This window comes from Arthrobacter gyeryongensis (assembly GCF_039543785.1).
In the GTDB taxonomy this organism is placed as follows: domain Bacteria; phylum Actinomycetota; class Actinomycetes; order Actinomycetales; family Micrococcaceae; genus Arthrobacter; species Arthrobacter gyeryongensis.
This window is the reverse complement of sequence record NZ_BAABKK010000004.1, coordinates 73557-88699: the sequence shown is the minus strand read 5'-3', so window position 1 is coordinate 88699 and position 15143 is coordinate 73557. Positions and strand designations below refer to the sequence as shown.

Here is a 15143-nt window from a genome sequence, read left to right as displayed (position 1 = left end):
GACGGCGGCACCCGGCCTTTCAGCGGAAGGCGGGTGCCGCCGTCGTCGTGTGATCCGCGTCTCAACAGGAATAGTTGCAGGCGCGCGGCAGTTGGCGCCAGTGGACCTGTTCCCGTTTGAAAGGCACTGCCCATGTTGTTTTCCCCTTTGACTCTCGGCGAGATTGAAATTCCCAACCGCTTGGTCATGGCGCCGCTGACCCGCCTCCGTTCGGGCGTCGAAGGCGTTCCGGGCCCGCTGGTCGCGGAGCACTATCGGCAGCGTGCTTCCCTCGGGCTGATCGTCAGCGAGGGCACCTACCCCACGCCCGCAGGGCAGTCCTACCCGGGACAGCCCGGCCTCGTCACCGAGGAACAGATCGCCGGCTGGAAGAAAGTGACGGATGCCGTCCATGCCGAGGGTGGCCGGATTTTTGCCCAGGTCATGCACGGTGGCCGCGTTTCCCACTCGGACATCACCGGCGGTCACGAGATCGTGGCACCTAGCGCCGTAGCCATCGACGGCGAAGTCCGCACCCCGAACGGCAAGAAGCCCTACCCGGTTCCCCGCGAACTGAGCACCGATGAACTTCCCTCGGTCATTCAGGAAATCGTCACGGCATCCCGGAACGCCGTCGAGGCAGGATTCGACGGCGTCGAGCTCCACTCGGCGAATGGCTACCTGCTGCACGAGTTCCTGGCACCCAACACCAACGTCCGCAATGACAGCTACGGCGGTTCCCCGGAAAACCGTGCGCGCTTCGTGATCGAGACCGTCAACGCGGTGGTTGAAGCCTTGGGCGCCAACCGGGTCGGCATCCGGATTTCCCCGGAGCACTCGGTCCAGGGAATCGCCGAGACCGACCCCGCCGATGTCCGCGCCACTTATGAAGTCCTGGTGGACACCATCGCCTCGCTCAACCTTGCCTACCTCAGCATCCTCCACCATGATCCCAAGGGTGAGCTTGTCAAGGACCTGCGGGAGCGCTTCAACGGCACGTTCCTCGTGAACACAGGCTTCGGTGTCGTGACCACGCGGGATGAAGCCCTGGCGCTCGTGGCCGACGGTCACGCCGACGCCGTGGTGGTCGGCCGCCCGGCCATCGCCAACCCGGACCTCGCGCGCAGGTGGCGTGAAGGCCTCCCGCTCAACGAACCGGATCCGTCCACGTTCTACGGCGAAGGCGCGAAGGGGTACACCGACTACCCGTTCTACGCCAACTAGAACCCCCGAACCCCGACGGCGGCACCTGCGAAAGGTGCCGCCGTCGCGGTTTAATCCCCACTCGGCCACCGTCCTGCCGGATTTCCGTGCCGCGGCGACGGATTCTGCTGGATCATTCGAGGTTGCACCCTCCCGAGACCCCGGAAACACGGGGAATTCGCATCGAGCGGGAGGAATGATCCAGCAGAATCCGACACATCGAGCAAGCGGGAGAGGCTTCAGAGTCTGTCCAGGGCATCCGAAGCCGCCACAAAGTGACCATTCCTATAGGATTTGTCTATGAAACTCGCTTCCTCACGGGACCGCGCGCCCGGTCGACCCGTCAGCCGCCAGGTTCTCGCCGACCACGTCTACGAGGAACTTCTCGCGTGGCTCATGGACGGCCGGCTCGAACCGGGAGCCGCGGTCAGCATCGACGGGACGGCGCGGGAATTGGACGTTTCGCCGACCCCCGTGCGCGAGGCACTGGCGCGGCTGGAGCACACAGGCATGGTCCGCCGGGTTGCGCTCAAGGGATACAGGGTGGCCCCGGTTTTCACCCGCGAGGATTTTGCCGAACTCATGGAGGCCAGGCTCGCGATTGAGCCAGTGAATGCCCGCTTGGCGTGCAGCCGCATCACTCCGGAGGATTTGGCGGATTTGCGAGAGGCTGTGAAGGACCTGGAGACGGCTCCTCGAGGCCCGTCTTTCGTCGAATTCCGGGACTATCTCGACGCCGATGAGCGCTTCCACAAGCTGATCGCCGAGCAGTCCGGCAACCAATTCATGCTTGCCGCCTACACCGCGCTGGGCGGCCAGGTCCAGCGGTTCCGGTTGTTCGGGGGAGTGGGCATCACCGACGCAGAACAGGCCATCGCGGAACACCAGGCTGTACTCGAAGCGCTGGCGAGCGGTGACCCGGAACAGGCCGCGGCCGCCATGGCCGACCATGTGCACAAGGTCCGGGCCCGGGCTATCGCCGACGCACCCGCTGAGTAAGCTGCCGCCCGGCACCCGGCGCCCCGGGAGAAACAAAGTTGTCACCCGGGGTGGTTCCCAGTGCTGCCTCCGGGTTTAGGGTTTTTAGTGAAGTAACAATCCCGAAGCGACCCCCGGGCCGGGAAGGGGTGGTTGTCATGGAAACAAAGACCCAAATCGCCAAGGGCAAACGCCAGGCCCGCATGGAGCGGGCGATTGCCAGCCCGCACTACAAGTGGACGGTCCTGGTCAACGCCACGCTGGGTGTGCTGATGGCGACCATCAATTCCTCCATCATGCTGATCGCCCTGCCCGACATTTTCCGCGGCATCCAGGTGGACCCGCTTGCTCCCGGCAACACGAGCATGCTGCTGTGGCTGGTCATGGGCTACATGGTGGTCACGGCGGTGCTGGTGGTTACCTTTGGCCGGCTGGGCGATATGTACGGCAGGGTGAAAATGTACAACGCCGGCTTCGCTATCTTCACCGTGTTCTCCGTGCTGCTGTCCCTCACGTGGCTATCCGGCACGTCGGGCGTCCTCTGGCTGATCATCATGCGGGTCCTGCAGGGCGTCGGCGGCGCCATGCTGATGGCCAATTCCACGGCCATCATCACCGACGTCTTCGAGGTCAATCAGCGCGGACTGGCATTGGGCCTGAACCAGGTTGCCGGCATCGCAGGGTCCTTCCTGGGCCTGATCATCGGCGGGCTCCTGGGTCCGCTGGACTGGAGGCTCGTGTTCCTTGTCTCCGTGCCGGTGGGGCTGGCGGGCACCGTCTGGGCCTACCTGAGCCTGCATGACACGGGGATCAGGCAGCCGGCCAAACTGGATTGGTGGGGCAACGCAACCTTCGCGGTGGGTCTGGTCGCCGTGCTGGTCGGCATCACCTATGGCATCCAACCGTACGGCGGGAACACCATGGGTTGGACCAGCCCATGGGTGCTCACGGCGCTGATAGGAGGCGTCGCGGTGCTGGCAGTGTTCTGCTGGGTGGAGATGAGGATAGACGAGCCCATGTTCCATCTGGCGCTGTTCCGTAGCCGTGCCTTCACCGCCGGAAACCTGGCCTCCCTGATGTCCGGCATCGGCCGGGGCGGCCTGATGTTCATCCTGATTATCTGGTTGCAAGGGATCTGGCTACCGCAGCACGGTTACAGCTTCGAAATCACGCCGCTCTGGGCCGGGATCTACATGCTGCCCCTTACCGCGGGGTTCCTCATTGCGGGCCCCATATCCGGTTGGCTCTCCGACCGCCACGGGGCCAGGTTCCTGGCCACCTTGGGCATGGTGGTGGCAGCGGCCAGCTTCCTGTGGCTGCTGGTGCTGCCGGTGAACTTCAGCTATGTGCCGTTCTCGCTGGCATTGTTGGTCAACGGCCTGGGCATGGGGCTGTTCGCCGCGCCTAACCGGGCCGGCATCATGAACGCGCTGCCACCCAACCGTCGCGGCGTGGGCGCGGGCATGAGCACCACATTCCAAAACTCGGCCATGGTGCTCTCCATCGGAATCTTCTTTTCGCTCATGATCACCGGGCTGGCCAGGACGCTGCCGCAGACACTGACTTCAGGACTGATGGCCCACGGGGTCACCGCCGCCGACGCCGCCAAGGTCGCCCATTTGCCCCCGGTGTCTGTGCTGTTCTCGTCTTTGCTGGGCTACAACCCCGTGCAGACACTCCTCGGGCCGAAAGTGCTGAACACCCTCCCGGCCAAGGACGCCGCCTTCCTCACAGGCCGATCCTTTTTCCCGAGCCTGATTTCCGGGCCGTTCGCCGAAGGGCTGGCTGTGGCGTTCGCCTTTGCCATTGCAGCGTGCCTCGTGGCCGCCTTTGCCTCGGCCCTGCGGGGCGGCAAGTCTCTTTCCTAGGCCCCTCAAACTCCCGCCGAATCGCTGACCCTCTTCACAAACATATGTAAGACATATAGGATCTTCGATGACGCGGGGCAAGGGTGCGGAAAGCCGGGGCCAGCCTGCGGAAGTCCGAATAAATATGTTGACAGCCTTGCTCGGATAGTGAATCCTATAGGAAACAGGATTCCACGAAGGAGTGAAAACTATGGCTTACACCGCCGAAACCTGGCCCATCACCGCGGCCCTGCTCCAGTTCCCCGGCACTGACGCCACGGGACAGCACATCAACGACGCCGATGCTTCCGCTTGGGCCGAGGTCCTGCAGGAAGTCAAAGACGCAGGATTTGCCAACGCAGACCTCACGGACAGCTGGGTCCGTCCGGGCGACCTCAGCAAGGAACGCCTTGCCGAGTTCAAACAGACCGCGGAGCACGTTGGCATTGGCATCCCGGTCATCTCGGCCATCCGCCGCAGCATCATCCACACCCGCGACTGGGCCGAGAACCTGGCATACAGCCACCGAACCATCGATGCCGCAGCCGAACTCGGCTGCGAGGTCGTCTCGTTCGGACTACACCAGGCCATCACCGCCGAGCAGCAAAAGCAGTTGTGGTTCTGGACGGTGGAAGGCTACAAGGATCCAGTGGGGGACAAGGAAGCCTGGGGCAACGCCGTCGCACGCTTGCGGGAACTTGGTGAGCACGCCGCGGATGCCGGCATTCTCGTCTCCCTGGAAATGTATGAGGACACCTACCTCGGCGCCGCCGATTCCTCGGTCCAGCTGGTCCAGGACATCGGGCTGGACAACGTGGGCCTCAACCCGGACCTTGGCAACCTCATCCGCCTCCACCGTCCCATCGAGGACTGGCGCGAGATGGTGGCCAAGACCCTGCCGTACTCCAACTACTGGCACATGAAGAACTACATCCGCGACGAAGACGTGGCCCGCGACAGCTACATCACCATGCCCGCACCGATGGAGAGCGGCCTCATCAACTACCGCGAAGCCTTCAAACTCGCGCTCTCGGTAGGCTTCCAAGGCATCCTGTGCACCGAGCACTACGGCGGCGACGGGCTCAGCATCACGGCGAGCAACCAGGAATACCTCCGGCGGCAGGTTCTTCCGAAGACCGAGAACTACGTCCTCGGCCAGAGCCAGGTAGCCCAGGGCAGGCAGCAGCCTTCCGGCCGGACCGGCTCCAACCAGCCAGTACCCTCCCAACTGGCTGGCGTCTAGAACCATGACAAGGATTTTCGATAACCCCGCAGACTTCGCGGACGATGCCCTGGACGGATTCGTCGCCGCCAACCGCGGCTATGTAGCCCGGGTGGACGGCGGAGTGGTCCGTTCCACCGAAGTCCCCACCGGGCAGGTCGCCTTGGTGGTGGGCGGCGGTTCGGGACACTACCCTGCTTTCGCCGGACTGGTCGGGCCAGGCCTGGCAACTGCATCGGCCTGCGGGAACATGTTCGCTTCCCCGGCGGCGGGCCAGGTTTATCGCGTGGCCAAAGCAGCCAACGCGGGCGGCGGAGTCCTGCTTAGCTACGGCAACTACGCCGGCGACGTGCTCCACTTCGGCCAGGCCCAGTTGCGCCTCAACGCCGAAGGCATCGAGACCCGCACCGTGACTGTTACCGACGACATCGCGAGCGCACCGCTGGACCAGATCGAAAAGCGCAGGGGGATCGCGGGCGACCTCACGGTCTTCAAGATCGCCGGCGCCGCGGCCGAAGCGGGACTGGACCTCGACGCCGTCGAGCGCTTGGCCATCAAGACGAACTACCGCACGCGCTCGCTGGGGGTGGCCTTCGACGGTTGCACCCTTCCGGGCGCCTCGGATCCGCTGTTCCACGTTCCCGCGGGCCAGATGTCCCTCGGCCTGGGCATCCACGGTGAGCCAGGGATTTCCGAGCACAAAATGCCCACGGCTTCCGAGCTCGCCGAACTGCTCGTCTCCAAGCTCCTCAACGACAAACCGGACGACGCCGGAAACCGAGTGGTGGCCATCGTCAACGGCCTCGGCACCGTCAAGTACGACGAACTCTTCCTGCTCTTCGGCAAGATCGAAAAGCTCCTCGGCAAGGCAGGACTGACGGTGGTCGAGCCCGAGTGCGGCGAGCTCGTGACAAGCCTGGACATGTCCGGTCTTTCGCTCACGCTGCTGTGGCTGGACGAGGAGCTCGAACAGTATTGGGCAGCACCCGCGGACACCCCGGCGTTCCGCAAGGGCAACCTCGCGCCGCGCCGGCCCCGCGAGCGAGGGACCGTCACCGCGGTGGACGCGTCCGACGTCGAGCAGCCCACCGCTGCTGCTGCCGAACTCGGCCGGCAGGCCGTAGCCGTGCTCGCCCAGGTGCGGGACGTCGTCGTCGAGCATGAAGAAGAACTCGGCAAGCTGGACGCGATTGCCGGCGACGGCGACCACGGCATCGGCATGCGACGCGGCGTTGAAGCGGCCTTCGCCGCCGCCGAAACGGCAAGCGGAGCCTCGGTGGGTCGGATCCTGACGGCGGCGGGGGAGGCCTGGAGCGAACGCGCCGGCGGAACCTCGGGCGCGCTGTGGGGCTCGGCGATCATTGCGGCCGGACAGGCACTCGGCAACAAAGCGGGCTACTCGAGCGAGGATGCCGCGGCCGCCGTCACTGGTTTTGTGGACGCGATCACCGAGCTTGGCAAGGCCGAGCCCGGCGACAAGACCATGGTGGACGCGCTGCTGCCGTTCCGGGATGCGTTCCTCACAGAGTTCGACGCCGGAGCCCCGGTTGACCGGGCCCTGGCGGCCGCTGCTGCGGCGGCCGAGTCCGCAGCGGCTGAGACTGCGCGGTTGCGTCCGCTGAAGGGCAGAGCCCGTCCGCTCGCTGAGAAGAGCCTGGGCCACCCTGATCCTGGCGCGGTCTCCTTCGGGCTGATCACGGCAAGGATCTCACAACATATCGACGCGCAGCTGGCGTCCCCGGCAGGAAACGGAGTTCAAGCATGAGCACATCAGAGGGCTGGCGGATCATCGTCGGCAATGACGAAGCGGGCGTCGAATACAAGCAGGCACTCATGGCGCTGCTTGAGGCCGATCCCCGGGTGGCGTCCGTCACCGACGTGGGCGTCGGCGCCAACGACTCCACGGCCTACCCGCACGTTGCCGTGGATGCAGCGCGCAAAGTTGCCGAGGGCGAGGCAGATCGCGCCCTCCTGATCTGCGGCACGGGCCTGGGCGTGGCCATCGCGGCCAACAAAGTCCCCGGAATCCGGGCCGTCACCGCGCACGACAGCTACTCCGTGGAGCGCTCGGTCCTCAGCAACAACGCCCAGGTCCTGACCTTGGGACAACGGGTGATCGGCTTGGAACTGGCCAAGAAACTAGTGGGCGAATGGCTGGGCCACCACTTCGACGAAACATCATCTTCCGCCGCCAAGGTGGACGCCATTTGCTCCTACGAGCCCGATTACACAAAGGCAATGTGACATGACTGAATCAACAAGCAGCGCCGCAGGCGATGGAAGCGCGGCCCGGAAGATCGCCGTCGTCGGCTCCGGTTACATGGGCGGCGGGATCGCGCAGGTCCTGGCCCTCGGCGGAGCACGTGTGGCGTTGGCGGATGTGTCCGCGGAAATCGCGCAGAAGAATTACGACCGCCTACTCGTCGAGTCGGACGAATTCGTGGCCGCGGGCCTCTTTCCTGAAGGTTCCACGGCAATCCTGAAGGCCAATCTGTGGGCTGCCAAGGACATTGAAGAGGCCGTGGCGGACGCCGACTTCATCGAAGAAGCCGTCCCGGAGATCCTCGACATCAAGCACCAGACCCTGGCCCGGATCAGTGCCGCTGCCCGTCCGGACGCGCTGATCGGCTCCAACACTTCCACCATTTCCATTGCCGATCTCGCCGAAGCCGTGGTTGGTCCGGAGCGATTCCTGGGCGTGCACTTCTCCAACCCGTCACCGTTCATCCCGGGCGTCGAGGTCATTCCCCACGCCGGCACCACGCCGGAGACCGTGGCTGCGGCCCGCGAACTGGTCCACGCCGCCGGCAAGCAGACCGCCGTCGTCAAGGACGTCACCGGTTTCGTGCTCAACCGGCTGCAGTACGCGCTTTTCCACGAGGCCGCGCAGCTGGTGGAGCAAGGGATCGCAACAGCCGACGACGTCGACACCCTGGTCCGTACGACGTTCGGCTTCCGCTTGCCGTTCTTCGGCCCGTTCGCGATCGCGGACATGGCCGGACTGGACGTCTACAACTTCTGCTACAAGTCGCTGCAGACCGGATTCCCGGAACGCTTTGCGACGCCGAAGATCCTGAGCGACCTCGTGGAGGCGGGAAAGCTGGGCACCAAGACCGGGGCAGGCTTCCTCAACGTCCCGGCGGAACGGACGCCTGAACTCATCGCTTACCGGAACAAGGCCTACGTGGCCATGCAGAAGCTCCTCGACGAGCTCGGCCCGGCCCCCATCAACTAGTCCCGACATTCACAGGAGAATACCCATGAGCACCTTCCCCGCAGAACGCACCGCAATCGCCACCGGCGCCGTCTCCGAACGCGGCATCGGCCGGGCTACCGTCAACTACCTCGCAGCACAGGGCTGGAACATCGGCATCATCGACCTCGACGACGCCCTCTGCAAGAGCACCGCCAAGGAAATCGCCGCCGAATACGGCGTGCAGGCCTATGGCGTGGGCGCCAACGTGGCCGATGAAGCTTCCGTGCGCTCGGCGATCGACACGCTCGAGGCCGAGTTGCCGCAAATCGTAGCCTTGGCCAACGTCGCAGGCGTCAGCTCACCGATTCCGTACCTGGAACTCGAGCCCGCCGAATGGAACCGTGTCCTGAGCATCAACCTCAACGGCGTCCACTACGCCACCCGCCGCGTGGCCGAATCCATGGTCAAGAACCGGATCGGACGCATCGTGAACATCTCCTCGGTGTCCGCACAGCGCGGCGGCGGGACGTTCTCCAAAACCCCGTACTCGGTAGCCAAAGCCGGAGTCATCGGGCTGACCCGCGCCACCGCCCGTGAACTGGGGGAGTACGACATCACCGTCAACGCCATTTCTCCCGGCCCCATCGACACCGACATCATGGGCGGCACCCTCAGCGAGGAACGCAAGGACGAACTCACCAAGGACCTCGTGGTGAACCGCGTGGGCTCCACCCGGGACATCGCTGCCGCCATCGCTTTCCTCATCAGCGAAGACTCCGGCTACATCTCGGGCCAGACGCTGAATGTCGACGGCGGCCTGTACATGCACTAATGCCTGAAACCTGACTACTCAACACTGATTTCTCAATTCTGATTACTCAACGAGGAGTTTCGATGTCCGCTGTAACAACGTCCACGAAGGAGATGCTGGATTCGCCGGTCCTGAAATCGGCGATCCGCAAGGCTGCCTTCCGGCTCATGCCGATGCTGGTCATCCTCTATGTGGTCTCCTTCCTCGACCGCACCAATGTCGGTTTCGCCGAAGCTGCGCTCGGCGCTGACAAAGGCGTCTCGGCCGGGGCGTTCGCGCTCGGTGCCGGTATTTTCTTCATCGGTTACGCGATCTTTGAAATCCCCAGCAACTTGCTGCTCAAGAAGGTCGGCGCGAAGATCTGGCTCGCCCGAATTGCGATCACCTGGGGCATCGTCTCGGCCTGCTTTGCATTCGTGCAGGGCGAGACGTCCTTCGTGATCCTGCGGTTCCTGCTCGGCGTGACCGAGGCGGGCCTGTTCCCGGGCGTCATCATGTACCTGGCCGAGTGGTTCCCGAACAAGGTGCGCGTGCAGATGTTCGCGATCTTCTACCTCGCGCAGCCGTTCTCCCAAATGATCGGCAACCCGCTCTCGGGCTGGCTCATCAACATCGGCGATCAGCTTCCCGGCGTCCGCGGCTGGCAGGTCATGTTTTTCACCGAGGGCATCCTGGCCGTGCTCGCTGGCATTGCGGCTTTCTTCTTCCTGATCAACGGCCCGGAGAAGGCCAAGTTCCTTAACCTCGACGAGAAGTTCGCGCTCAAGGAGATCATGACGGAGGAAGACACTGTCAAGGATGAAACCGGGCCGCGGGGCGTGTTCGCGGCGATGCGCAACGGCCGGGTTTGGTACTTCACCCTCATCTACTTCTGCCTGCAGATCGCCGTTTACGGCGTCACCTTCTTCCTCCCGCAGCAGGTTTCTTCGCTGACGGGCCAGAAGGTGGGCCTCGCCGTCGGCCTCCTGATCGCGGTTCCGTGGTTCTTCGGAATCTTCTCCTGCTACCTGATCGGCCGGGCAGCCAACACGGTTGCCAAACGACGCATGTTCGGCACGGTGCTGTTTGTATCGACAGGTCTGTGCATCCTTGGTTCGGCGTGGGCCGGCACCAACCACCAGCCGGTGCTGGGGATGATCTTCATTACCCTCGCGGTATGCAGCTTCCTCGCCGTCGGGCCGGTCGTCTGGGCCTACCCCACGGCATTCCTCGCCGGTTCCGCAGCCGCGGCCGGCATCGGCCTCATCAACTCGCTGGGCAACCTGGGCGGTTTCGTGGCTCCGATCCTTCGGACCGCGGTCAACAGCGCTACGGCGGACCCCACCGGATCGGCCGGGGTCTACGCGCTGGGAATCCTGCCCTTCCTGGCGGCCGCCATGATGTACGGCACCCGGGCATTCAGGAACAAGGCCGACGATCTCCTCGGCAAGTAGCCCGTTGTACATCGGGGTCAGCACCAAGATGTACATGGGCTACCGGCATAGCATGTCTTGGCTGGAGCAAGTGCGAAGTGAAGTGGACGCCCGTCCGGCCCTTGTGGCCGGGCGGGTGGTCCCGTTTGTGATCCCGTCGTTCCCCATGTTGCCCGACGCCGTCCGGATTCTGGAAGGCTCTTCGCTGCGCCTGGGCGCCCAGAACTGTGGCTGGGCTGAGGGTCCGTGGACCGGTGAAGTGTCACCGTCCCTGCTGGCGGAGCTCGGTGTGCGGCTCGTGGAGATCGGACACGCGGAACGACGCCGGCACTTCGCCGAGGACGACGCCGTCGTCGCATTGAAGGTCCGGGCCGCAGTGGATGCGGGTTTGATCCCGCTACTGTGCGTGGGCGAGGAGGCCGTCGCCGATCCGGCGGTGTCGGCGTCGTTCGTGTTCCGGCAGATCTCGGCCGCCGTCCGGGACGACTGGACGACGGCGGCCCGCTTGGTTATTGCGTACGAACCGGTGTGGGCCATCGGCGCTGCCGAGCCAGCCGGCGCGGCTTACGTGTCCGACGTCGTCGCTCACCTCCGGGGCTTGCTCGCCGAACATGGCCTCGCCAAGCTGCCGATCATCTACGGTGGCTCCGCCAAACCGGGGCTCCTGCCTGAACTGCGGGGCGTGTCTGGACTTTTCCTAGGCCGCTTCGTCCACGACGCCGCGAATTTCGGGGCTGTACTCGACGAAGCGCTGGGCTTGCCCAACTGAGTGGCATTTAATGTCGTTTTCAGCCCTCAAAACGACAACTAATGCGAGTTAGTTGGGCTGCCGCGCTGGCACAGGCCCACAAAGCCGCCCAGCTGCTCCAGACCCTCCGGCCGGGTCGGCAGGTAGTTTGTCAGCTCCGGTGAGCGAACGACGACGGCGCGCCACTGACCGCGCGACACCGCCACATTGATCCGGTTGCGCGAGAGTAGGAACTCCATGCCGCGGGGCACCTCGGCGGCAGCGGATGCAGCCATCGAGACGATCACCACGGGAGCTTCCTGGCCCTGGAACTTGTCCACGGTCCCGACCCGCACGCCGCGAAGTCCGGCCGCCCTCAGTGCGTGCTGGATGAGCTGCACTTGGGCGTTGTAGGCAGCCACCACGAGGATGTCCTTTTCGGCCAGTGGCCGCTCCTCGGATGATTCCCGTGGGTCCAGCCAAGCCAGGCCAAGGTGTGCCCTGACGTGGCGGACTACCTCCGCGGCTTCTTCGGGAGACTGCGTGGAGTTGCCGCTGTGCTGGACGTAGACGCATTCGACGCCGGCCCGAACTCCGGAGAGCCGCCGCGTCGAAGCAGCCGGTGCTGAATGCAGCCGGCCATCGTAGGACAGTTCTGACACGGCAGCGCACAGATCCGGGTGCATGCGCCACGACGTCGCCAGGAAGTAGCCGAGCTCCGCGGGCAGCGTGTGCATGCCGTTGGCCAGCCAGCCGAGAGCTGATTCATCAACGGGTTCGGGGTGCTTGCCCTGGGTGACTTGGGGAAGTTGCTGCGGGTCGCCGAGGAGCAGCAGTCTCTTCGTTGCCCGGCTCACGGCGAGGGTGTTGGCGAGCGAGAACTGACCGGCTTCGTCGATCACGAGCAGGTCCAGGGACTGCGCCGAGACGGTCTTTCCTGTCATCGTCCACGCCGTGCCGCCGACCAAGCAACCTCCTGGCGAGGCAAGCAGTCGCTCAATGTCGTCCTTGGCCTGCTGGTCCCAGGGAACGGGATCATCGTGCTTCATTTCCTTGGCGATGAGGGCAGGGTCCACCCCGGCCTTCACCGCGGCGTGGAGCATGTGCTCGACGACGGCGTGGGACTGCGCAACAACCCCTACCTTCCAACCTTCACGCACCAGCCGAGCGATAACCTGCGAGCCAACGTAGGTCTTGCCCGTTCCCGGCGGCCCTTGAACAGCCAGGTATGACTGGTCCAGATCCGATACTGCGGCGGTGATGGCGTCCACATATGCATCGTCCCCGGACCCGACGGCGGGCAGTTCCGGGAGCGTTGCCAGCCTCGGGGGGTTCCGGCGCAACAGGTCCAACGCCGGATCCTTGGGCCACGACGGCAGGCTGGAACGAAGTTTGATGGCCAGTTCGCTCAAGGCCTTCCGTTGCCCGTCCGTAGTGACCGGAGCATCGGGCGTCAGGGCCATGGGAAGCTGCGAGTATTCCTCGGCACCCTTGGGCAGTCGCTCCGAAATCGTCACGACATCCGAAGCGCCGTCGTCGGGCCCCGAAAGCGCGCCGCCGTCATCAAGGCCCTCGGGATCGCCAACCTCGATCACCTCGGTGCCGGACATTCCCGACCTGCCGAGGGTGCTTTCGTTCTTGCCAAGGAAGGCCCCCGGGAGCGGAGGACCGTACAGCCGGAAGTACTTCTTGCCGGGCGCAAAGCCGGAGCCGTCGGCGGCGTGGCCGAACAGCCGTACCTTCCGTGCCGGGTTGCTGCGCGGAGTTGGTTTGGCCCAGTCCTCCAGCACTTCGCCGCTTTCCACGATGAAGCAGTCCCTGGTGTCTTCCCACTCGGAGACTGGCCGGTCCAGGCGGTCGAAGTGTCCCCACCAGAATTGCTTGTCCTCACGCCGGTGAAAGCCGACCGCTGCCGCCACCATGGCCACCGCCCGGTTGTCGTTGGAGCGGAGGGAATCGTCCGGCAATTCGGCCAGGTAGTCGAGGAGGGCCGTTTCCTCGGGCGCGGCCTCGTACTTGTCCGGCTCGGTCTCCGCGGGCAGCTCGGGTCCCGAAGCGGCCGGAAGACCGGGTTCAATGGAGCGTTCCGCTGCCAAGCCCAGCAGCCAATTCCGCAGTTCCAGGGTGGAGAGGCAGTCGTATTCGTTGTAGTCGGAGATGCCCGCCAGGATGGTTGCCGCTTCGTTGTCGCGGTGCGCGTCCCGGGCCGTGCAGTAGTTGGCGTAGGCAACCACGGAGGCTCCGGCGTCGGTCACGTCGCCCGAACGCAAATGTTCGCCCATGTACAGGGGCTCGAGTTTCTTGATGCTGTAGGAGTCTTCAGAGATGCGGATGCTGTGCCGCACGGTGTCGTAGAGGTCCACCAACACGCCTTCGCGGAGGAGGTTGTCCACGGCGGCTTCGCCCACGGTGTGGATGACCGACAGGTTCCGAAGCGCGGTTTTCTCATAGGCCGCGTAGTGATAGATCCGCATGTCCGGATACTTCATGCGGCGTTCTTCCACGTAGTCGAGGAAATCGATGAACGCCTGCCGTTCCTCTGCCCGGGAATGTGCCCAGAACGGCTTGAACACCGGAGATCCGCCCGGCTCCGTCGGATTTTCCACGACCCCGAACAAGTACTCCAGCCCCCAGCGGCCGGTTACCGGGTCCTGCCACAGGGGGTCTCCCTCGAAGTCGAAGAAGATGTCTCCCGCGTCGGGCCGGGGGAGACGGGCCAGGGAGTTGGACTCCAGGACGGAATAGCTGATGCTCTTCGCGGTACCCGCCTTGTCGGTGTAATTGACGGTGCCATCGGGTGTGGCCGTTCCGGTTTGCAGTCGGGCCTGTTCCTGCAGTCGCCGCGTGGCGGAATCCGCGGCGTCGGGCATCCCGGCAAGGGCATCGATGGTGGAGATGCCGTTTTCCATGAGCTTCTTGCGCCGGGTGATCCTCATCCCCGCCACCATCAGCAGATCCCGGCGGAGGCGCACTTGTTCTTTGCAGTAGTCGCAGCGCCCGCACGCGGTGACTCCGGGCGCGCCCCATTGGATAGGCTCCAGCCGCGAACGGTGCGCGTCCGTCAATGTGAGGAAACGGTCCCGGCGTTCACGGAACACCGGCAGGATATCGGCGAGCCGGTGGTCGCTGTGCACGTAGTCGAAGCCGCCAGCGTCCGATCCGGCAGCGTCCCGCTGGATGGTAGCCCCGAGGACAAGGGTCAGATCCGGGGCCGGAGTGATTCCTGCCTTGAGCAGCTGGTCGCCGTAGGCAGCCAGTTGCAACAGCGCTGTGACCTTGGCGTGGCGGGCGAGCTTGGTGTCGTACACCGCGTAGCTGCCGTCCGGCTGCTTGACGAGGAAATCGGACCGTCCGTGAAACTGGCCGTCGAAGAACGCCGCCTGGAAGACCACATCCGCGCCCGACCGCAGCGGCTCAATCGATTCCGCATGCTTGGCTTGCAGGGTGGCGCGGTCCATGGCATCGGCGGGAACGACGTCGAACACGCCCTTGCGCGTCAGCGGATCCCAGGTGCCGAACTCGGCCACGAAACGGTCCAGCACCCTGTGCTCGTGAACGTCGCCTAGCGCGGCGGTCCGTTCCAGCATTTCGTCGACGGCGAAGGCCGGCTTCTGCGAAAGGCCGAGCTTCTCATCCAACTTGCGCAGCAACTGGTACTCGCAGGTGGAGGCGGTGACGAGGTCGCTGGCGGAAAACACCAAGTCCTGCGCTTGCCCTGCATCTACTGAATCGAGAAAAAACACCGTGCCCCCAGACCGTTGAGCTGAT

General features: G+C 64.6%; 11 protein-coding genes. 10 read left to right on the top strand and 1 reads right to left on the bottom strand.

Annotated features, from left to right (window positions below; genetic code table 11):
- Window positions 1–132: 132 nt before the first annotated feature.
- From ABEA18_RS02900 to ABEA18_RS02855, 10 genes are all read left to right on the top strand, one after another.
- Window positions 133–1203, top strand: a complete 1071-nt coding sequence (locus tag ABEA18_RS02900) for an alkene reductase (RefSeq protein ID WP_345447836.1) — start codon at window positions 133–135, stop codon at window positions 1201–1203.
- Window positions 1204–1482: 279 nt separating this feature from the next.
- A complete protein-coding gene (locus ABEA18_RS02895) occupies window positions 1483–2181 on the top strand; it encodes a GntR family transcriptional regulator (RefSeq protein ID WP_345447835.1) in 699 nt (232 codons plus the stop codon).
- A gap of 137 nt (window positions 2182–2318) precedes the next feature.
- Window positions 2319–4028 carry an MFS transporter gene (locus tag ABEA18_RS02890; RefSeq protein WP_345447834.1) on the top strand — a complete coding sequence of 570 codons (1710 nt, stop codon included), beginning with the start codon at window positions 2319–2321 and terminating at the stop codon, window positions 4026–4028.
- Window positions 4029–4218: 190 nt separating this feature from the next.
- On the top strand, window positions 4219–5250 hold the full coding sequence (locus ABEA18_RS02885) for a sugar phosphate isomerase/epimerase family protein (protein WP_345447833.1): 1032 nt from the start codon (window positions 4219–4221) through the stop codon (window positions 5248–5250).
- A gap of 4 nt (window positions 5251–5254) precedes the next feature.
- Window positions 5255–6994: a dihydroxyacetone kinase subunit DhaL gene (gene dhaL, locus ABEA18_RS02880; RefSeq protein ID WP_345447832.1), complete on the top strand. Its 1740-nt coding sequence runs from the start codon at window positions 5255–5257 to the stop codon at window positions 6992–6994.
- A complete protein-coding gene (locus ABEA18_RS02875; RefSeq protein ID WP_345447831.1) occupies window positions 6991–7473 on the top strand; it encodes a ribose-5-phosphate isomerase in 483 nt (160 codons plus the stop codon). The genes dhaL and ABEA18_RS02875 overlap by 4 nt, the downstream gene beginning before the upstream one ends.
- Before the next feature lies 1 nt (window position 7474).
- Window positions 7475–8464 (top strand): 3-hydroxyacyl-CoA dehydrogenase family protein, encoded by a 990-nt coding sequence (locus ABEA18_RS02870; RefSeq protein ID WP_345447830.1) that lies wholly within the window; start codon window positions 7475–7477, stop codon window positions 8462–8464.
- Window positions 8465–8489: 25 nt separating this feature from the next.
- A complete protein-coding gene (locus ABEA18_RS02865) occupies window positions 8490–9257 on the top strand; it encodes an SDR family NAD(P)-dependent oxidoreductase (RefSeq protein WP_345447829.1) in 768 nt (255 codons plus the stop codon).
- 62 nt (window positions 9258–9319) lie between these two features.
- Complete coding sequence (locus ABEA18_RS02860) at window positions 9320–10669, top strand: MFS transporter (RefSeq protein ID WP_345447828.1); 1350 nt, start codon at window positions 9320–9322, stop codon at window positions 10667–10669.
- Complete coding sequence (locus ABEA18_RS02855; protein WP_345447903.1) at window positions 10653–11417, top strand: triose-phosphate isomerase family protein; 765 nt, start codon at window positions 10653–10655, stop codon at window positions 11415–11417. The genes ABEA18_RS02860 and ABEA18_RS02855 overlap by 17 nt, the downstream gene beginning before the upstream one ends.
- A 38-nt stretch (window positions 11418–11455) precedes the next feature.
- Here the strand turns inward: ABEA18_RS02855 and ABEA18_RS02850 are convergent, their stop codons facing one another.
- Window positions 11456–15118: a TM0106 family RecB-like putative nuclease gene (locus ABEA18_RS02850; protein WP_345447827.1), complete on the bottom strand. Its 3663-nt coding sequence runs from the start codon at window positions 15116–15118 to the stop codon at window positions 11456–11458.
- Window positions 15119–15143: the final 25 nt, after the last annotated feature.

What these genes read in the sequence shown, in the direction of transcription:
- ABEA18_RS02860 (WP_345447828.1), top strand. Translation starts at nt 9,320, where the DNA reads ATGTCCGCTGTAACAACGTCCACGAAGGAGATGCTGGATTCGCCGGTC.
- ABEA18_RS02865 (WP_345447829.1), top strand. Translation starts at nt 8,490, where the DNA reads ATGAGCACCTTCCCCGCAGAACGCACCGCAATCGCCACCGGCGCCGTC.
- ABEA18_RS02890 (WP_345447834.1), top strand. Translation starts at nt 2,319, where the DNA reads ATGGAAACAAAGACCCAAATCGCCAAGGGCAAACGCCAGGCCCGCATG.
- ABEA18_RS02885 (WP_345447833.1), top strand. Translation starts at nt 4,219, where the DNA reads ATGGCTTACACCGCCGAAACCTGGCCCATCACCGCGGCCCTGCTCCAG.
- ABEA18_RS02870 (WP_345447830.1), top strand. Translation starts at nt 7,475, where the DNA reads ATGACTGAATCAACAAGCAGCGCCGCAGGCGATGGAAGCGCGGCCCGG.
- ABEA18_RS02895 (WP_345447835.1), top strand. Translation starts at nt 1,483, where the DNA reads ATGAAACTCGCTTCCTCACGGGACCGCGCGCCCGGTCGACCCGTCAGC.
- ABEA18_RS02875 (WP_345447831.1), top strand. Translation starts at nt 6,991, where the DNA reads ATGAGCACATCAGAGGGCTGGCGGATCATCGTCGGCAATGACGAAGCG.
- dhaL (WP_345447832.1), top strand. Translation starts at nt 5,255, where the DNA reads ATGACAAGGATTTTCGATAACCCCGCAGACTTCGCGGACGATGCCCTG.
- ABEA18_RS02900 (WP_345447836.1), top strand. Translation starts at nt 133, where the DNA reads ATGTTGTTTTCCCCTTTGACTCTCGGCGAGATTGAAATTCCCAACCGC.